We start from the raw sequence: 19,094 nt of genomic DNA on the forward strand, positions 1-19,094 counted from the left end.
ATTTTGCTCATGTCAAAGTTCCTTTCATACTGCGCGCGTCGCGCATCTATTCAAGATTGATAGGGAGCCAACCAACCGAGCCCAGCTTCGGTGCCATTGGCAGGCGCATATTCGCAGCCGATCCAACCGTCATAACCAATTTGATCGAGGAACCTGAACAGGAATGAATAATTGATTTCACCAGTCCCCGGTTCATGCCGCCCAGGATTATCAGCTAGTTGGATATGCCGGATGAGGGCCAGATTGGCCTGCATGGTATTGGCCAATTCCCCTTCCATACGCTGCATGTGATAAATGTCATATTGCAAAAAGAGATTGTCCGAGCCAACCGCACTGATAATCGCTAGTCCCTGTGTGGAGGTGGTGACAGCAAAGCCTGGAATGTCGAAATGATTGATAGGCTCGACCAACAGCTTAATGCCTGCTTTGGACAATTCTTCAGCGGCAAATGTCAGGTTGGCAACCAATGTGCTGTGTGCTTCTTCTGGGCTCACTCCATCTGGAATTTTTCCTGCAAGGCAGTTGAGTTGGGGGCATCCTAGGGCCTTGGCATAGTCGATTGCCTGCCCAACACCATCCTTGAATTCTCCCACTCGGTCGGGCAAGCAGGCGATTCCTCGCTCTCCAGCCGCCCAATTACCGGCTGGGAGATTGTGTAGAACCTGTTTCAGGCCATTGGCCTTCAAGAGGCCTGCCAGTTCGTCTTTATCAAAGTCATATGGAAATAGATATTCAACACCCTTGAAGCCGGCTTTGGCTGCTGCTTCAAAGCGATCGAGGAAATCAAGCTCGGTGAACATCATAGATAGATTTGCGGCAAACTTTGGCATGATTGCTTCCTACTCCTGTGAGGCAGGTAGATGGACCCTTTCCAACACAGCAATGTGAGCTGAAAAGGATCTGTTCCATTAGTTGAAAGGTGGGGTTCTTAACCGAAGAAAACACGGCAACGGGAGTAGCCCGTTTCCAATTAGGCTTTCTTGAATGCGGCCAATTTCTCTGTTGCCGCAACCCGCATCAAACCGAGATCGGCTCCAACCGCAACAAAGTTATACCCCCAGTCGAGATATTTTTCGGCATTGGCCTGCGCAGGTGCCAGCGTTCCAATAGGCATACCCAGTGTGCGACAGGTGTCGACGCAATGACGCATTAAACTCTGCACGTCTTTGTGACCAGGGTTTCCCAAATGCCCCATGCTGGCAGCAAGATCGGCGGGCCCAATAAAGATGCCGCTAAGATTTGGTACTTTGCAAATCGCTTCCAGTCGCTCCGCAGCACTTTGGGTTTCCACCTGAATGATGGCACATGCCGTTTCATTGGCGGTGGCAAAATAGTCTGCGTTTGCGCCAAACGAGCAAGCGCGATGCAACGTAGCGACACCGCGCACGCCTTCAGGCGGATAACGCATGGCGGCGACTGCAGCTGCGGCTTCTTCTTCATTTTGAACATACGGAAATAGAATTGTGCGGAAACCGATATCCATAAAACGCTTGACCAATACGTGATCATTCCATGGGGTGCGTACGATCGGTTCACTAAATGAGCCACGCAATCCCTGGAGTTGAGGCAACAGGGTTCCAAGGTCATTTGGGGCATGTTCCGCATCCAACAACAACCAGTCATAGCCAATCTCACCGATCATTTCCGTAGCAAGATTGCTGGTCAGAGAGCACCACAGACCAATTTGGGTTTCGCCGTTGGCGATGGCTTTTTTAAAGCGGTTTTCTGAAAGCATTTTTGTGTTGGAAGTTGACATTGTGAACCTCAATTCGAAAGTTAAATTGCATGTAAGGCGGATCAAATCGGATGAAAATGATCGGCGTTAAACACAAGGCGTGCAGCGACTTGAAGACTGCGGCACGCCTTGTCCGCTATTTGTCAGCGCTGGAAGCAACAGGGCTCTTCTTGGGCTTCCTGATCGCCAGAAAGTAAATGAATATCATCGTCAATATGATGAAGAACAAACTGTCCAGATTGGTAAAGAAAGTCATTGGATCGCCGTTCGAAAGCGCCAGTGATCTACGAAGGAATTCTTCAAGGTTTGGCCCCAGAATATAACCCAACAGCATAGTAATGACCGGAAAGCCGTTGCGGCGGAGATAAAAGGCAAAAACGCCCATCCCCAGCGCCATAAACATCTGGAAGGATGAATAGGTGGAGACATAGCTTCCAACGACTGCGAGCAGTGCGATGACGCCGTAAAGCACATCCTTACGGATCGCCACGATCTTGATGAAGTACGGGCCAAGCAGAAACAGGGTCAACGGGATCAACACAACGGCACTGAATAGAAGCGCGGCCAGCATCGGGGCGATCAACTCGGCTTGACCCGCCATCAATTGCGGTCCCGGCTGAATACCATTGATTACCAGCACACCCAACATGATTGCTGTGATGGGGTCGCCTGGAATTCCGAAGGTCAGCATAGGAACCATAGCGCCGCCACACACGGCGTTGTTTGCACTCTCTGCGGCAGCAATTCCTTGCGGGTTGCCTTTACCGAAAGTTTCGGGGTTGGGGGAGGTGCGCACAGCTTCAGCATAGGCAAGAAAGGCACCCATCGACCCACCGGCACCAGGGAGAGTTCCAACAAAATAGCCGATCAAGCTTGACTTCAAATAACACGCCAAACCAATCTTGCGGATATCTGCAAGCGGCGGGAAGAAATTTTTCCGTTTGATTTTTACCTTATTGAACGCTTCCGTGGCTTTAATTGCGTCAAACGGAGAGTTGGCCTGAATCAAGACTTCGGCAATGGCAAATGTTCCAATAATGACAGGCATCAAATCGACACCTGCGGTCAGATCACTGTAGCCAAATGTGAACCGCGTTACCGGTTCCATTGTATCCAGTCCGATTGTCGACAGCATCAAGCCAACACAAGCCGCCAAACCGGCTTTAAGCATACGTCCCTGTTGTGCGATGACGATAACAATAATCGCAAAGGCCAGAAGGGAGAATTTCCCCGTTGTCTTAACCAACAAGGATGCTTGGGCAACGAATGGTGCCACGGCGATCAACAATAGAGCACCAATGGCTCCTCCGATCATAGAACCGATAGCGGCATGCCCCAGTGCCAAGGCCCCTTTGCCCTGTTGCTGCATGGGATAGCCATCCAGAGCTGTCATCATGGATGATGGTGCTCCGGGAATATTAATCGTCGTTGCAGTGATGCTACCGCCGCACATTCCAGCCATGTAAATACTTGAGCATGCCATCAGAGCCGTCGTAACGTCGAGCGTATAGGTCATCGGCAACAGCAGTGCCATTGCAAGCGTAGCAGTCAAGCCGGGAATTGACGCAAAGATGGTTCCGATCAAAAAACCAGCGACAATATAAATCAGGTTTAGAGGATCGAACAGCAAGGAAAAACTGCTTGCAACTAGATAAATGAAATCCATGATTCAACCCCATAGAGCCGGAAGACGGACACCAAACAACTGTTCAAACATTGCGTAACCCAACACAACGATCGTCACAGAAATGGCAGCCTTGTGAATGTATTTTTCCCAAGAGGAGAAAATTATTATCACCGCGAAAACAAAAAACGCCGAAGAAATGAAGTAACCCAACATTTTGAATGCAAAAATATAAGTAAATATTGCCAATATCACCCAGAAATGCGCTCGACTTTCCTTTTTCTCATCAGCAACAATCAGCCCAGATGCGATAAATTCTTTATACAGCAAGATAGAACTAAACGAGACTGATGCACCTCCTAATAAAATTGGGAAAAAGGAGGGTGTCAATCCGCCGTCAGATATAGGAACACCAATATTAATGGCTGTAATCAAATATCCGACAGAAACAGCAAAGAGAAAAGAAAGGAAAACTATTTTTTTATTCAAGATCATCGTCGTCTCCAAGATCTCAGGATCGATGAGATTTTCCGCAGTGTGATCTAATTGGCTCTCTGAAATTAAGGAGGGCCCCCTCGCCCGTGCCTTACGCAGGCGTCACATAAGGAGAGGACACTCAATCAAAGACCACCTGGATAAGCCAAGAAAACCTCAAAGCAACACACCTCCGCCATTGGACGGAGGTGTGTTCCATTTGTGCGTTACAGTTTCAAGTCATCCATGAGTTTGAATGTGCTTGCCTGTAAACCATCCATCCAACCTTGGACTTCGCCAGACCCCAGCCAATCGGGTGTTACGCCGACTTTTTTCAGCCATTCCTGGAACTCTTCGCTGTCATAGGCAGTTTTGAACGCGGCTTCCAGAGTGGCAATTGCCTCTTTGGGTGTGTCTTTTGGAGCAGATAACACAATGAAGCTACCTGTTGCCAAATTATAGCCCTTGGAGCTGATCGTTGGCACGTCGGTGTAGGTCAAGTTCTGTACAGACGTCAATTCGACGACACCCTTAACGTCACCTGATTCAATAATACCGCTGAAATCACCCAGACTGGAAATCGCTGCGTCAAGTTCACCGGACAACAAAGCTTCAGCTTCAGCGCTGGAAGAACCGGCATAGGTGATAACGTTGAATTTAACACCCAGCTGCTGCTCCAACTGACGTACCGACAGATATGGCCCAGATCCTTTAGGAGCAACACCAATGCGCACGGTATTTGGCTTGGCTTTTGCTGCTTCAATCAACTCTTCAAAGCTGTTGATGCCAGAATGCTTGGACACAACAATTGCATCAGCTTCACTGGTAATACGAGCGATAGGCGTCATATTGTCCAGAGAGTAACCATTGACCATGTTCCCGCGTGGCAGAGTAATCACGCTATCATATGTCAGAACACCCACAGTATGCCCATCAGGGCGCGAACGTGTCATCTGGATAAGACCAGTCGCAGTCACTGCGCCAGCAATATTTTCAACATAGATGGATTTTGGCAGTTGTTTTTCAGCAATATTACTAATTTTTCGCGAGATAGAATCAGCACCACCGCCAGCAGGCCATGGAACGATCAAACGAATATCGCGCGTTGGAAAATCCGCAGCTGCGGCAACCGAGGCACTTATAAGGCAAGCACCAATTGCCAAAACAACTTTATTTCTTAAACCTTTGGAAAACATCGAACTTCCTCTCCCTTGTTGATGTCATCACTTGAGAATTCAAGCAATCAAAATAACAAGTATACTTCATAAAAAGCATACCTCTCATAGCTAATCTTAGAAATCATCAACCAAATAGAATAATTCATCATTCAATTTTTAATATTGGTGATTTCTGAGCTGATTTAGCCACCATTTTGATTTTATATATTGAGTAAAGCACCTCCCGAACATCGCGCATTACTAGACCAAGGCCAAGATTCGTTACGACAGTGTTGCCGTTAACGCCCTCCAATCTCGACACGGCTAAACTTAAACACGCCTGCCAGCAAGAGACTATTGATGACCTTTTGTAGATTTCAAAAGTTACGCTAACAATTTTTACAAATCAATTCTTTTTTACTAATTTTAACAAATTGATCTTTATACCTACCTCAAATGCGGCTAAATACGTAACATACTTTTACAAAGCCTGTTTAGTTGTAAATATATTTTACTAATTGATATTGACGGCTGGATATGGGCAAATGCGATAAGACACGCAAAAAGAGCTTAAAAACCCGCGCTTTGACGGTCAAGAATGCGACAAGACCGGCAGCATAAGGGGTTCTTGAGTCATTCAAAGGTTGCCTGTAGAGTGGTTGTGCAATACGCCTTGGGCCAAGAAACGAGCAAGTTGTTTAAAATATCTATTTAGGCGGTGATAGAAATAATGAATCCTAGTAACACGCGAACGGATTTGCCCCGGCAGTCCTTGGGTGCAGTTGTTTATGAGCGGATACTTGCTGGTATTATAGACGGCACCTATGCACTGAATTCAAAGCTTCCCCCAGAGGCGCAGCTATCCAAGACACTGAGTGTTTCACGCCCGATTTTGAGGGAAGCACTGTCGCGATTGCGAGAAGATGAACTGGTTGCCTCCCGGCGTGGATCAGGGACCTATGTCATCAAGAAGCCTGATAATATTGTACTACAGCTTTCTCCGCTTTCCAGCATCTCTGATATTCAACGATGTTTTGAATTTCGTGCCAATATGGAGGCTGAAGCGGCTGCATTGGCGGCGGATCGTCGCACGAACGCGCAATTGGCAACCATCATTGATGCCTATGAGAAGATGAATATCGCCAACGAGACCAGTCAGCTGGCAACCAGCGAGGATTTTGTCTTCCACCTGGCCATTACCGACGCGGCCAACAACCGGTTTTTCAGCACCGTTCTAGAATCATTGGAGAGCAGCATTAAAGAAGGGATGAATATCACGCGGAATTTGTCCCTACGCCATTCTGATTCTCGTCTGCAACTTGTGCAGAATGAGCACGCGGCGATTATCGCTGCCATCGAAAATAAAAATCCGGCGGCGGCTAGAAATGCAATGAAAGACCATTTGAACAAGGCACGTATCAGAATGTTTGAAGGTGACTTGGCGTAACGGCCCGATTGCCAATTATTTCGAGCGGTGCTGCTAGGCACTCGCCATGCCATATCGTTTCCTTCCTCGGCAACAAAACCAAATCTGTTCACCGAGGATGGAAACGCCTTAGTTCAAGCCACCGAAGCTGCGTGACTTTCTTCGAGCATCAGGGAAATCATCGCTTCACAAAGAACCTGCACCGCGGTCGGAATACAGTTTTCATCGAGATCGAAATCACTGCGATGCAACATTGTATTGAGGGCTTTATGTTGAGACCCTATGCGCAGGTGAGCTGATGGCTTGAGGTTCGAATATTCAGCAAAATCCTCGCTGCCCATAGTGCCTTGTGGCAACTCGATGACATTTTCGGAACCAAGTGAATGTCTGGCGGTCTCGACCACTTTGGCGAGGACCTCCGGTGTATTGACGACAGGTGGAACCCCCTGAAGAAATTTGACCTCAATTTCCATGTCAAACTGTTGTGCGATCCCTTCGGAAATCCGGAAAATGGCCTGCTTAACAAGTTGGCGCACATCCTCAGACTGCGTCCGAACGGCGCCTTCCAGGGTCACAATGTCTGGAATTTGATTGCGCGCTGTCCCACCATGGATAGACCCTACCGTGACGACAGCAGCATTGAGCGGGGCCACTTCTCTGCTAACGATATTTTGCAACCCAGCAACCAGTGCGCCTGCTGCCACAATGGGATCCTTTGCAAAATGAGGATGAGCACCGTGGCCAGACTTGCCTTTGACAACAATATCAAACGGATCAGATGAAGCGAAAGCCGTCGTTGGATGCCAACCGATGGTACCAGCGGGCAGTGGTGGCCAATTGTGATACCCAAGGACGACATCAGGATCACAGTAACGGAACAGACCATCTTCGAGCATGGCTCGAGCGCCTCCCAAAACTTCCTCTGCCGGCTGGAATATGAACATCGCCTTGCCGGGTAGCAAATCAATCTGTGACAAGATACGAACCACGCCCAAAATGATGGCCGTATGGGCATCATGCCCACAGGCATGCATTTTTCCCGGAATTTTAGATTTGTAAGCAGGATTACCCGTCTCTTGGAAAGGCAAGGCATCAAAATCGGCACGCAGAGCAATGCAAGGCCCTTTGCCACCGTCGATCGTTGCACAAACACCGGTTTTACCAAAGCCCCCTTGCCATGATACACCGGCCTTGTCCAGTTCATGCTGGATCATGCCTGAGGTTTCAATTTCTTCAAAACCCAGTTCCGGATTCTCGTGCATCCATCTACGGATGGCAATCAAATCCGGGGTGATTTGACGATTCAGTTTTTGAATTATTGCGACAATTTCTGGAGGACAAGACATTTATCAAACCAATTGCATAAGCGGCCTGTTGGTGGATAACGACCAACCATCAAGCGTCAGATTTATATAGAAGATTGGGAGGCCTACAGCGGTCGAGACCTGCGGCCGTCATTGTGCAGCAGTAGGGCGCCACCACTTGCGCGCGACGCCCTCTTTTGGCTGATTAGTATTGCGCACCAATTGCTTTGATTTGTTCGTAGATTTCTTTACCCCAAGCTTTCACGCCGAGTTCATCGCGCACGGACTGAGTGGCATCCATAAAGGGCGCTTTATCCGGGTAGGAAATGGTAACACCGGCATCCTTCATCACCTGAATGTATTTTTCCTGCTGGATGGGCAAAAGCTTTTCGACAACGGCAGTTGATGCGTCATTTGCTTCGATCAAGACAGCTTTATCAGCTTCAGACAAAGCATCCCAGAAAGGGGCAGAAATCGTTACATAGGCCGGTTTTGCGATGTAATCGACCATCGCGACACCTTTCTGCACTTCGTAAAACTTTTGAGCATAGATTGTTTCGATCGGGTTTTCCTGACCATCAACGACACCAGTCTGTAGTGCGGTATAGACTTCAGCAAATGCCATCGGAGTCGGGTTGGCACCCAGTGCAGACAAGGATTTTACATAATAATCACGCTCAGGCGCGCGCAATTTCAGACCTGCTAGATCTTCCATGCTCTCGATTGGCCGATTTGCACTGATCTGACGAGGGCTTCGTGGCATAAAACCGAGAATACGAACCTTACGGTCGTTGATCAATTCTTGGTTCCATTCCTCTGCGAAATCGGTTTTCAGGACGGCCTGATAACTTTCGATGCCGTTGAGCAAATAGGGCAACGCAAGATACTCAATCACTTTGAGTCCGGGGTCGCCGGAGGCAAGGACCTGCGTTGTGCCGAAAGCCATCTGGGTATAGACCTCTTTGGGTTTACCTAGCTGATCTCCCGGAAAGATCGTCACGGTATGATCCGTTTTTTCTTCCACCACACGTTTGAATTCTTCAGCACCGGCGTACTGTGCTTCGCCCTGTTTGGCCCAAGTGGCATAGCGGATTTCGTCGGCCTGAGCGGCGGGCGCAAGAAACGCAAATAATGCTGCGAGTTGAATAATTCTTTTCATAAGGATAATTCCTCTTCTGGTTTTGGTGATTATTTTTTTGGGTCGGAAGGATCAGTGTTTCGGAAGTGGGTAACAAAATCGGTACAAAAGCCAATCAGATGCTCAGCAATCTTCTCGCCCTTGTCCGCGGAAGAGCGATTGGGATCTCCAGCGACAATCCCGTCAGGGCACCGGTCGTCAACATTGATTGGCATTCCAATTTCAATATCTTTAAATTTAACGCCACTAAGGCCCATGACCGGAAGGCCCACCATTTCACCCGGAGTTTCAGGCAATTTGGCTCGGTCTGCGTGTGTCAGTTCCGGGAAATAATGCATATAGGTCGAGGTGACCGGATCTCCACCGTGAGAAAAAGCCTTCTTGCCATATTCACCATGGATTTCTGCCCAGACCTCATCAGGGATTGAGCGCCACAAATTGATGCAGGGAACGATGAGTCCCGTTTCGCGACGAACGGCACGAATGACTTGATCAATTAGGGAGTAGTTGCCGCTGTGGCCATTCAGAATGACAAGACGCTTGAAGCCATGGTTGAGAAAATTATCCAGAATGTCGCGCAGAACTCCTTTGAAAGTATCTGCTGAAAGGGCAATGCCTCCTGGTACGGATCGAAAATATTCGGCATAACCAAATGGCATGGTTGGCGCAGCAACTGCGTTGGATCGTTCTGCGACCTCTTCGGCAATTTTTCGCGCAAGCATAAAATCGCCCATTGGCACGACTGGGCCTTGAATTTCTTGCGAGCCAAGAGGGATTAGAATAACCGGGCAGTCATCCTCCTCACTCCATTGGCGAAACTCTTCGAAGGTCATATTTTCTAGGAGATGATTTTTTATATGAGACATTATTTGTGGTTTCTCCACTTAATTAGGAACCGAAGACGAGATTGGGCAAGAACAGACTGATCTGCGGGAACAGAACGAGAAGAATGACTGCGATAAAGATGGGCAGATAATAGGGGAGCATCGCTTTGACCATCTGGCCGTGATTGATTTCTGCAATATCCTGAGCGATGAACATCAACACGCCAACTGGCGGTGTTGCACCACCAATGATAAGCGTGAAGACCATCAGAACACCAAAATGCACGGGATCAATGCCGAACTGCAGAATCACAGGGACCAATATTGGTGTCAGGACGATTTCCGCAGAAGAGGCGACCATCAAGAGCCCCACAACCAGCAGCATGCCAATAATGAGGAAGAAGGCGATTGTCGGATCTTCCGAAATACCAGAAATTGTGTTGGCAATGGCCAGTGGCACACCCTCCCGAACCATGATCCAGGAAAAGGCAGAAGCAACGGAAATAATCGCCAAAATACGTGCAGAGCCCAGTCCTGTTTTGACAAATGCGTCAGCGATATCCTTAAGCTGCACATTCTTGTAAAGGAAACCTAGACAGAGGGCATAGAGCACAGCGACGGCTGCCGCTTCCGTGGGGGAGAAGATTCCCCCCAAAATCCCCCCAACAATGATGACCGGAAAAAGAAGCGCTGCCCCTCCTGCCTTGACTGCACCACATGTTTCTCGCAGCGAAGCTCGCTCGTATCTGGGGAATTTTTTGTAGCGGGCGTAGAAATAGGTGAAGATCATCTGGGTGGCGATGATAACGACGCCGGGCATAATCCCCGCCAATAACAAGCGCCCGATGGACACATCAGCCAGAGTGCCATAAATCACCAACGCCACCGATGGCGGCACCATCGGCCCAACCATAGATGAAGCCACGGTGACCGCGGCAGAGAAAGCCGCTGGATACCCTTCTCTCTTCATTGCCGGAATTAGAACCGAGCCAAGGGCCGTGGTGTCCGCGGTGGGAGACCCGGACATGCCCGAAAAAATCAAACTGGCAAATATATTGACCTGAGCCAGCCCGCCATGAATATGCCCGACAAGCGCACGGGCCAGATTGATTATGCGATCTGTCAGTTTGCAAGCGTTCATCAACTCGCCCGCCAAGAAGAAAAAGGGAATGGCGAGAATGAGAAAAGAATCTATGGCCCCGCTCATGCGCTGTCCCATCAGCGCCAGATTGATATCGGCCATCCAGAAATAGGCCATCGAGGAAATGCCTATGGAGAAAAACAAAGGCAGCCCGCAAGCGATCAAGACCAGCAGCAGCAAAACAATCGATACTGTCAACATGGGTTTACTCCGTGCCTTTTGATGGTGTCAGTGGATCGCCGTTATCAGAGCTGCGATATTCGGGAGCGCGCGCATAAAAGATGCGCAGCAGAACAGCGGCAATCATCAAAAAGCTTCCCAACGTCACAGCAAGGCGCAAATGCCCCAGAGTGAGCGGGAGAGCGGAGAGATCGTACATCATGTCGATCTTTACCAATTTGATGGAGGTCCATCCCAAAACCGTCAAGAAGCCGAAAGAGGCGATTGCATTGAACCAATGTAAGACACGTTTGATTGGCGCTGGAGCTTTTAGCAAGAAGACATCGACATTGAGATGCCGTCCGTCGTAACAGACGACTGCCGCGCCCAAGAAAGTCATCCATACGGTAACAAACCGGACAAATTCCTCGCTCCAGATTAATGGCGCATTGAATAGGTAGCGAAGCGCTATCTGCAATAGCGTTACACTAACAACGACCGATAGCATCGATGCGGTCAACCACCGCAAGGGTAGAAAAAGATCCATGGTTTCACTCTGGTTGGGTTATTTTTGTTTTTTTTAAATAAAACACTGGCAATTAAAGTTGTCCAATATATTAATCAGCACAATTATTCTGTTTGGCGACATAATCATGCATGGCATCGAAATAAGACATCTAAGATATTTTTTGCGCGTGGCAGACGAACTGCATTTTGGACGTGCAGCCGAAATGCTCGGCATAAGTCAGGCCCCTCTCAGTCAGCAAATCCGACAATTGGAGGATAGGCTGGGTGTGCGCTTGTTCGATCGCACCACCCGCAGTGTTCAGTTGACACCGGCCGGCCGGATCTTCGCGAACAAAGCAGAGACGCTGATGGCGTCTTTTTCCGATGCAATAGACGAAACGCGCATGGCCGGTGGTCTAGGCTCGGGAGTCTTGCGGATCGGTGCCATGGCACCAGCGGTGCATTCAGTCCTGCCAATGGCCTTTTCGACTTTTAATCGCAAATTCCCTTCAGCACGACTGGATATGCGTCTGCATACAACAGAAGAGCAACTGGAATTACTGGCTTCCCGTGCCATTGATATTGCGCTTATGCGCCCTCCAAGGGTCGCCAGTGGGTTGGAGACCCGGGAGATTTTCCGCGAAGGTTTTGTCGCAGTCATTCATGAAACGTCCGATCTGGCCAAATTGAAACAGTTGACCGTAAAGGACCTAAAGGAAGAGAGCTTTATCAGTTACACCGAAATTCGCGGCATCGGGTATCAAGATATTGTCAACCAGCATTGTAGGAAGGCAGGCTATCTGCCGCGGGTGGTCCAAAGGGTTTCCCACACGATCGGTGTCATCACGTTGGTGGCTGCAGGGTTGGGCGTTGGCATTGTCCCAGCCTGGGTCATCAACGAGCCCGTGAAGGGTGTGTGCTATCGACCTTTGACCGAATTGCCCCGCGCGGTAACGCTTGTCTGTGCTTGGCGCTCTGATACAATGAATCCACTCGTAGCCCCCTTTGCAAGAGAGCTTTTGTTGGCGTCCGATAACTGAGGCTACAGGCTGGAAACACATTTCATAAGATAATCAAAACAAGATTTTCAAGCCTCCCAAAGGGACAGGTGGCAGTTAGTGCAACAGGCTTTTCTTAGCAAATGTGCGTTCAATTAAGAGGCGCATTTCTGCCATCACCTCATTGCGGAGTGTTTCATATCGCCAACTCAGCTCTACCGACGTAGCGGGAAAAGGCACGGGACAGGGCGTGTTACGTAAGCCGTAGATCCGTGCAAGCGTTGTAGCTGCATGAGAAGGCAATGTGGCGATAATATCAGTGCCTGCGACATAAGATGGCACCATAGAAAACTGTGACGTTGCAGCAATGATATTCCGCTGATGGCCAATTTCCGAGAGAACTTCGTCAACCACACCTACAAGGCCGTTGTAAGAGATCAAAAGATGCGGCCGCGCCAGATAGTCCGGCAAAGAAATAGGCTCCGAAGTATCTTGCGAGGCATTAGCAAGGACACAGCCATACCCAGACTGACCCAATGTGGTTTTGCCGATCCGCCGATCTGAAATTCCTCCAGCAGTCAAAGCAAAGTCAAACATACGGTCAATCAAACCAGCTTCGACAAGAGCGCTGTTGGTCTGTTGAAATATAATACGAACACCCGGAAGCACCTCGGTTTGCTCTTTAATCAATTCTGGGCCGAAGGCCAGTTCCAGATCATCTGATAAACCAATCGTCACAATTTGCTTCAGGTCGACGCCAGCGTCAGTGGATGGCAACGTTGATTGCATGAGCGCAAGTGCGTCCGCGATTCTTGGATGTAAAAGGATAGCCTGCGCGGTTGGTTTCAGTCCCCTCTGGGTCCGTTCAAACAAAGGGTCGGCATAAATACGCCTAAGCTTGCGCAAGGAAGCGCTGACAGCAGACTGACTGATGCCAAGCCTTTCTGCGGCAATGGTTGCATTTTGTTCGCTATAAAGCAGGTCAAAGACTTTTAGCAGGTTCAAATTCATCTTGATATAATTATAAGTGATATCTGAATTTCCTGTAAGTTGTTTCAGTTCTGGAAGATGGCCTGCTACGCTGTTTCTGTCAATTATAATGAGAGAGAAGCCCATGCCTGTTATTGCCGCCCTCCAAATCGGAAGTCATCCTGACGGAACCCAAGCCACCCTTAACCGGATTCAGTCTTTTATGGGTGAACTCAAAAATGCAGGCACCGACGTCGTCGTCCTGCCCGAAGCGACCCTTGGCGGCTATCCCAAGGGGGCTGATTTCGGAACCAAAGTCGGATTTCGGAAACCTGAAGGGCGCGCGGAATTCCGCTCTTACTGGGAACAGGCAATTGCGGTTCCCGGGCCGGAAACGGATGCGTTGGCAGAATTATCCGCAAGTGTCGGATCAACGATTGCCATTGGCGTAATCGAGCGTGATGGCCACACCCTCCATTGTGCAGTGCTGTTTTTCGATCCAATGAATGGCCTTGTCGCCAAACACCGCAAATTGATGCCAACAGGAAGCGAGCGGCTGATCTGGGGTAAGGGTGACGGATCGACCATGCCAGCAGTGGAGACCTCTGTGGGCAGGATCGGCGCTGCGATATGCTGGGAAAATTATATGCCGCTCTTTCGCACGGAAATGTATTCCAAAGATCTATCGGTCTGGTGTGCACCTACGGTGGATGAACGTGAAATTTGGCAAAAAAGCATGGCGCATATTGCATATGAGGCCCGAACATTCCTTGTCAGTGCGTGCCAATATGTTCCTTCTCCCAAGGAGTTTGGCATCGAAGTCGCCGATTGGGAAGCTGATCGTCCATTAATTCGTGGGGGCAGCGTTGTGATGTCGCCTTTGGGGGAAGTGATTGCCGGACCTCTTTACGGGGAAGAGGGACTAGTGGCTGCAGAAATCAATTTGGCCGAGATCGCTGAAGCACGGTTTGATCTCGACGTGAACGGGCATTATGCGCGGCCTGATATCTTTACGCTGCATGTAGATCGTCGTGAAAAAAAGAATGTGGTCGCCATTGAGGACCCTATTTCTGTGGCGCCGTCGGAAAACTGAGAAGACAATATCCCTGATGCAGTGAGACAAGAAAGTAAATCACACGGCATGTTGGTTTCTGGTATTTAAAATACAAAATGGCGCCCCTATGTTGAGGCGCCATTTTTTCTTACGGGAACAAGAGAAATTCCTATAGGTTGCCTGCGCTCATTTCGCGCGCAATGTGATCGGCCTGACGGATGGCCAATGCCACAATGGTCAATGTTGGGTTTTCCGCGGCACTTGTTGTAAATTGCGATCCATCAGAGACAAAAAGATTGGCAATATCATGCGCCTGTCCCCATTTGTTGACCACACCATCACTTGGATTTTCCGACATCCGGTTTGTACCCAGATTGTGGGTTGAAGGATAAGGTGGTGTCGGATAGGTCTGCGTCGCTCCTACGGCATCATAGATTGCCATACCTTGTTTGAAGGCATGATCGCGCATGGCACGGTCATTAGGGTGATCGTCATAATGCACATCCGGCGCAGCCACACCATACTGATCCTTGACAGTTTCACTCAGTGTGATCCGGTTGGTTTCTTGCGGCAGATCCTCACCGACGATCCACATGCCAGCCATATTCTCATAGCTGTCCAACGCAGATGCGAACTCACGACCCCAGCCACCCGGATTGAGGAAGGCGGCCATGAATGGAAGTCCCAAGCTCAGTGTTTCAAGCTCATAGCCACCAACAAACCCGCGTTTGGGGTCATGGCCCGCTTCATCTTGAACGATACCGGCCATAGTCGTGCCACGCCACATTTTGACAGGTTTATCAAAGACAGCATAAACTGATCCTGTGGTATGGCGCATATAGTTTCGCCCGACCTGACCTGAACTGTTGGCGAGCCCGTCTGGGAACATGGTGGAGGCAGAGTTCAACAAAAGCCGCGGGCTTTCAATCGAGTTCCCGGCAACACAAACAATTCGGGCTTTTTGGAATTGTTGTTTGCCATCCTGATCCACATAGAGCACGCCAGTCACCTTACCCGCATCATTGTGCTCAATCTTGAGCGCATGGCTTTGGTCGCGCACTTCAAGATTTCCTGTGGCTTCGCCTTGAGGGATATCGGTGTAAGCGGCTGACCATTTGGCACCCCATTTACACCCTTGAAAGCAAAACCCCGTTTGCTGACAGGCGAGGCGATCATCTCGTTCCAGACTGTTGATTGCCATGTTGCCGGTGTGAACTTCCTTATAGCCCAGCGTTTTTGCGCCTTTTTCCAACACTTTGTAATTGTTGTTGCCCGGCAGACCCGGACGATCGCCTGTCCGTGTCACGCCAAGTTTTTCTTCTGCTTTATCGTACCACGGTGCCATTTCGTCCTGATCAATCGGCCAGTCCAGCAGATTGGCTCCCTCGACATCACCATAGGTGCTCTGCGCTTTCCATTCATGTTTCTGGAAGCGAAGCGATGCACCGGCCCAGTGAATAGAAGTGCCGCCCACGGCCTTGACAATCCAAGCAGGCAACCCGGGGAAATCTTTTGCAACGCGCCAGTCGCCAGAAGTCGTGCGAGCATCCAGCCATGACAATTGGCCAAAGGCGTCCCATTCGTCATTGATATAGTCCTCAGGGAGGAGGCGCTTGCCTGCTTCCAGAGAAACAACTTTGACGCCTTTTTGCGCCAACTCATTTGCAAGAACACCACCACCGGCACCCGTGCCCACGATAACGACAACAGAGTCGTCATTCAGATCAAATTTTGCAACCATTTCAGACGCCTCCCTTAAAGCCAATTGATGTCATCAAAACCGCGTTCGATATATCCGCCTTTGCTGAAACTCTCGCCCTCATAGCCAAACAATGGCCAGATTGCTTTTTGATTGTAGAGTCCAGTAACAAGCCCACCGCGCACTTTCTGGAAAAACGCGCTGCCTTCCATAGCACGCAGAATTTCGACCCGATCACGCTCCCAGCCCATATCAAGATATGAAGCATGTCCCTTGTCACGCGCGGCGGCATTGAGTGCCGCAACCCCTGCTTCAATGTCGGACGCGGCTTCAGCCGTGTCATATGCTTTGACAGCAATGGCATAATATTCGTCTGCCAAACGGTCATGCGGATAGATGTCGCGCGCCATTTGGACGAGCGTTGCCATCGAAGCAGGTTTGATTGCGGTTGTGCTCATGGCCCATGCAGCGTCGATCCCTGCGATAAAGCTCGTCCCCACAATAAAGGCTGTGCCTGCTGCCACGGATCGTGAAAGCAATTGACGGCGGGTCATTGCCTTTTGTTTTTCTTGAGATGTCATAGTGGTCCTCCCTTGGTAACATCTTTAGCGTCGACCAGTCCGGTTCCTCCTCCCGACTGGAACGCGAACTTCGGTTAGAGATAGCGACCGGTGCGTTGGAGTATCTCGATTTGGTATCCGTCCGGATCTGCTATGAAAAAGAAACGTGCGATCACCTCACCTGAGGGCGCGAAGTCGACAAGTTTGCGTGGGTTTAGACCCAGCGCTTTCAGACGTGCGTGTTCACCATCCAGATCTGAAACTGAAAACGCCATATGCCCGTAACCATCACCCAGTTCGTAGGGTTCCGTTTGGGTCTTGTTGACGGTCAGTTCGAGCTCAAAGCCTGTTTCTGAATTGCTCAAATATATGAGGGTGAACGCGTCAAAATCCAGTCGATCGGCCACGTCCAGACCAAACGCTGTTTTATAAAATTCTACTGATCGCGCTTCATCAAGCACGCGAATCATCGTGTGAATGGCTTTGGCCATGCTAGCTCCCGTATTGCTAAAACACATGACGACAAGTCTGAAGTCAGTGGGGGCTAGCTGGGTAGTAGATTTATACTACGGTTGATTTTTCATTCAGCAGCGAACAATTCGTCGCCCTCAATGCTGTTATTTTCAAGATAAACAAGGCAGCAGCAACGCAATAGAGACGCGAAATTTTTTGGCTCTCCATGCAGTTCCAGCACTTCAGAGTGCAGTTTGGACATAAAAACAGGCGGCGTCATACCTTGCGATGCTGCCAGTTCATCGAGAATTGCCCAGAATTTTCGTTCAAGTCGAATCGACGTACTTTGACCATTTAATCGGATCCGCCGCGTGATTTGCTCATACCGCGCTGGATCCTGGCCTGCAAACATTTCACACATCTTGGTTCCTCCCCCATTTGGCTTTTCAATGATTGGTGCACCAAACAAGCGGTCAGTTTGCCGTATTTTTCACCCTTTTGCCAAGGCCTGTTGTTTGATTACTCATAAAGTCTGAGGTGCGTTCAGCCGAATTGGTCTCGCAAATCGTTTTGAATTCACTCAAACAAAGAGCCGCAGCTGATGCTGATTTTATCACTTGAAGATCAAGAAGTATCACGCCCATATCGCCATCCGAGCGGTCTGCCTTTTGATAAAACCGCAGGCAGACCGTCCAGAGTTTGCTATCAGGCAGGCAAGCGATCACGCACCAATTGCGCCCAGTAAGAACAGCCCCAACCGATCACTTCGTCGTTGAAATCGTATGCGGGGTGATGCAGTCCTGCAGAAGGGCCATTGCCGATATTGATCATTACGCCGGGGACCTTGTTGAGCATGAAAGCAAAATCCTCACCGCCTAGCGTTGGCACCATCTCAAGGCTGACATTGTCATCGCCTGCAACAGTCCGTGCGGCCTTGGCGGCAAATTCGGTCTGGGCTTCATGATTGACGAGCACCGGATAGCTGCGAATATGTTCGATTTCTCCAATGCAATCGTGCCCGTCAGCGATCTGGACCACAATCTTTTTGAGTCGGGCTTCCACATAGTCGCGAACGTCTTCATTAAGGGTTCGCACCGTTCCTTTGATTGAGATTTCTTGCGGAATGACATTGTGGGCGTTGCCGCCTTCAATGGCGCACAGCGAAACAACATGGGACTCGAACGGATCAACGCTGCGCGCACTCATGCCATGGATGGCCTGAATGATGCCAGCGAGAGCGGGGAATGGATCAATGCTCTTGTGTGGCTGAGCGGCATGCCCCCCTTTGCCCTTGATCGTAATGTTGAGAATGTCCACTGCGCCCATATTGGGACCGGATGCTGTGGTGAAGTGGCCCACCGGAAGGTTTGGCATATTGTGCATGCCGTAGACTTCATCACAGGCCCAACGATCAAACAATCCGTCATCGATCATCGCCTGCGCACCTGCGCCCCCCTCTTCAGCGGGTTGGAAAATGACAATGACGGTGCCGTCAAAGGCGCGCGTTTCGGCCAGATGCTTGGCAGCCCCCAGCAGCATGGTGGTATGTCCATCATGGCCACAAGCATGCATCTTTCCCGGTGTTTTCGAGGCATAAGGAGCGCCCGTGATTTCATCGATAGGCAAAGCGTCCATATCGGCACGCAACCCGATGATGCGGCCAGACCTATTGGTTTTGCCGTGAATAACGCCGACAACGCCGGTTTCACCCAAGCCTTCAACCACTTCATCCAGGTGTGCGGCACGCAACGCTTGGGCCACTTTGGCCGAAGTACGATGCACATCATAAAGCAGTTCAGGATTTTCGTGCAGGTCGTGACGAAACGCGGTCAACGCCTCAATTTCGCGTGAGACCCAATTTTCAACGGCCAT

Annotated in this window: 19 protein-coding genes; 3 read left to right on the forward strand and 16 right to left on the reverse strand. The window is 49.7% G+C overall.

From position 1 onward, the window contains the following. Positions 1 to 50: 50 nt before the first annotated feature. The 5 genes from hyi to C0081_RS14300 form a co-directional block, all read right to left on the reverse strand. Positions 51 to 830 (reverse strand): hydroxypyruvate isomerase, encoded by a 780-nt coding sequence (gene hyi / locus C0081_RS14280; protein ID WP_101534521.1) that lies wholly within the window; start codon positions 828 to 830, stop codon positions 51 to 53. A gap of 140 nt (positions 831 to 970) precedes the next feature. After that, positions 971 to 1,756, reverse strand: coding sequence for an aldolase/citrate lyase family protein (locus C0081_RS14285; protein ID WP_245417957.1), 786 nt, complete (start codon positions 1,754 to 1,756; stop codon positions 971 to 973). A gap of 115 nt (positions 1,757 to 1,871) precedes the next feature. Next, positions 1,872 to 3,401, reverse strand: coding sequence for a tripartite tricarboxylate transporter permease (locus C0081_RS14290; protein WP_101534522.1), 1,530 nt, complete (start codon positions 3,399 to 3,401; stop codon positions 1,872 to 1,874). Positions 3,402 to 3,404: 3 nt separating this feature from the next. After that, the gene (locus tag C0081_RS14295; RefSeq protein WP_101534523.1) at positions 3,405 to 3,854 is read right to left on the reverse strand and encodes a tripartite tricarboxylate transporter TctB family protein; all 450 of its coding nucleotides are present in this window, start codon (positions 3,852 to 3,854) and stop codon (positions 3,405 to 3,407) included. A 206-nt stretch (positions 3,855 to 4,060) separates the two neighbouring features. Next, a complete protein-coding gene (locus tag C0081_RS14300; RefSeq protein WP_101534524.1) occupies positions 4,061 to 5,029 on the reverse strand; it encodes a Bug family tripartite tricarboxylate transporter substrate binding protein in 969 nt (322 codons plus the stop codon). A gap of 691 nt (positions 5,030 to 5,720) precedes the next feature. Here C0081_RS14300 and C0081_RS14305 point away from each other — a divergent pair. Next, positions 5,721 to 6,437, forward strand: a complete 717-nt coding sequence (locus tag C0081_RS14305; protein ID WP_101534525.1) for a FadR/GntR family transcriptional regulator — start codon at positions 5,721 to 5,723, stop codon at positions 6,435 to 6,437. A gap of 113 nt (positions 6,438 to 6,550) precedes the next feature. On the opposite strand, the gene C0081_RS14310 is transcribed toward C0081_RS14305, so the two are convergent. From C0081_RS14310 to C0081_RS14330, 5 genes are all read right to left on the reverse strand, one after another. Further along, positions 6,551 to 7,762 (reverse strand): M20 metallopeptidase family protein, encoded by a 1,212-nt coding sequence (locus C0081_RS14310; protein ID WP_101534526.1) that lies wholly within the window; start codon positions 7,760 to 7,762, stop codon positions 6,551 to 6,553. A 163-nt stretch (positions 7,763 to 7,925) separates the two neighbouring features. Then, positions 7,926 to 8,879: a TRAP transporter substrate-binding protein gene (locus C0081_RS14315; protein WP_101534527.1), complete on the reverse strand. Its 954-nt coding sequence runs from the start codon at positions 8,877 to 8,879 to the stop codon at positions 7,926 to 7,928. Positions 8,880 to 8,908: 29 nt separating this feature from the next. Then, entirely contained in the window at positions 8,909 to 9,724 is an 816-nt protein-coding gene (locus C0081_RS14320; RefSeq protein ID WP_101534528.1) for a creatininase family protein, read from the reverse strand. Positions 9,725 to 9,746: 22 nt separating this feature from the next. Continuing rightward, entirely contained in the window at positions 9,747 to 11,024 is a 1,278-nt protein-coding gene (locus tag C0081_RS14325) for a TRAP transporter large permease (protein ID WP_101534529.1), read from the reverse strand. A 4-nt stretch (positions 11,025 to 11,028) separates the two neighbouring features. Then, positions 11,029 to 11,529 carry a TRAP transporter small permease gene (locus tag C0081_RS14330; protein WP_101534530.1) on the reverse strand — a complete coding sequence of 167 codons (501 nt, stop codon included), beginning with the start codon at positions 11,527 to 11,529 and terminating at the stop codon, positions 11,029 to 11,031. 106 nt (positions 11,530 to 11,635) lie between these two features. Between C0081_RS14330 and C0081_RS14335 the strand changes: the two genes are divergently transcribed. Continuing rightward, positions 11,636 to 12,529: a LysR family transcriptional regulator gene (locus C0081_RS14335; RefSeq protein WP_101534531.1), complete on the forward strand. Its 894-nt coding sequence runs from the start codon at positions 11,636 to 11,638 to the stop codon at positions 12,527 to 12,529. A 75-nt stretch (positions 12,530 to 12,604) separates the two neighbouring features. Here C0081_RS14335 and C0081_RS14340 read toward each other — a convergent pair whose 3' ends face one another. Beyond that, positions 12,605 to 13,498 carry a LysR family transcriptional regulator gene (locus C0081_RS14340; RefSeq protein ID WP_180966906.1) on the reverse strand — a complete coding sequence of 298 codons (894 nt, stop codon included), beginning with the start codon at positions 13,496 to 13,498 and terminating at the stop codon, positions 12,605 to 12,607. Positions 13,499 to 13,601: 103 nt separating this feature from the next. Here C0081_RS14340 and C0081_RS14345 point away from each other — a divergent pair, with 103 nt between their 5' ends. Next, positions 13,602 to 14,549: a carbon-nitrogen hydrolase family protein gene (locus tag C0081_RS14345; RefSeq protein ID WP_101534533.1), complete on the forward strand. Its 948-nt coding sequence runs from the start codon at positions 13,602 to 13,604 to the stop codon at positions 14,547 to 14,549. Positions 14,550 to 14,679: 130 nt separating this feature from the next. On the opposite strand, the gene C0081_RS14350 is transcribed toward C0081_RS14345, so the two are convergent. The 5 genes from C0081_RS14350 to C0081_RS14375 form a co-directional block, all read right to left on the reverse strand. Then, the gene (locus C0081_RS14350) at positions 14,680 to 16,251 is read right to left on the reverse strand and encodes a GMC family oxidoreductase (protein ID WP_101534534.1); all 1,572 of its coding nucleotides are present in this window, start codon (positions 16,249 to 16,251) and stop codon (positions 14,680 to 14,682) included. A 14-nt stretch (positions 16,252 to 16,265) separates the two neighbouring features. Further along, positions 16,266 to 16,790: a Twin-arginine translocation pathway signal gene (locus tag C0081_RS14355; RefSeq protein ID WP_101534535.1), complete on the reverse strand. Its 525-nt coding sequence runs from the start codon at positions 16,788 to 16,790 to the stop codon at positions 16,266 to 16,268. Positions 16,791 to 16,864: 74 nt separating this feature from the next. Beyond that, positions 16,865 to 17,260: a VOC family protein gene (locus tag C0081_RS14360; protein WP_101534536.1), complete on the reverse strand. Its 396-nt coding sequence runs from the start codon at positions 17,258 to 17,260 to the stop codon at positions 16,865 to 16,867. Positions 17,261 to 17,349: 89 nt separating this feature from the next. After that, positions 17,350 to 17,643 (reverse strand): ribbon-helix-helix domain-containing protein, encoded by a 294-nt coding sequence (locus tag C0081_RS14365; RefSeq protein ID WP_101534537.1) that lies wholly within the window; start codon positions 17,641 to 17,643, stop codon positions 17,350 to 17,352. Between the two features lie 284 nt (positions 17,644 to 17,927). Beyond that, a complete protein-coding gene (locus C0081_RS14375) occupies positions 17,928 to 19,094 on the reverse strand; it encodes a M20 aminoacylase family protein (protein WP_101534539.1) in 1,167 nt (388 codons plus the stop codon).

It is taken from the genome of Cohaesibacter celericrescens, assembly GCF_002866925.1.
In the GTDB taxonomy this organism is placed as follows: domain Bacteria; phylum Pseudomonadota; class Alphaproteobacteria; order Rhizobiales; family Cohaesibacteraceae; genus Cohaesibacter; species Cohaesibacter celericrescens.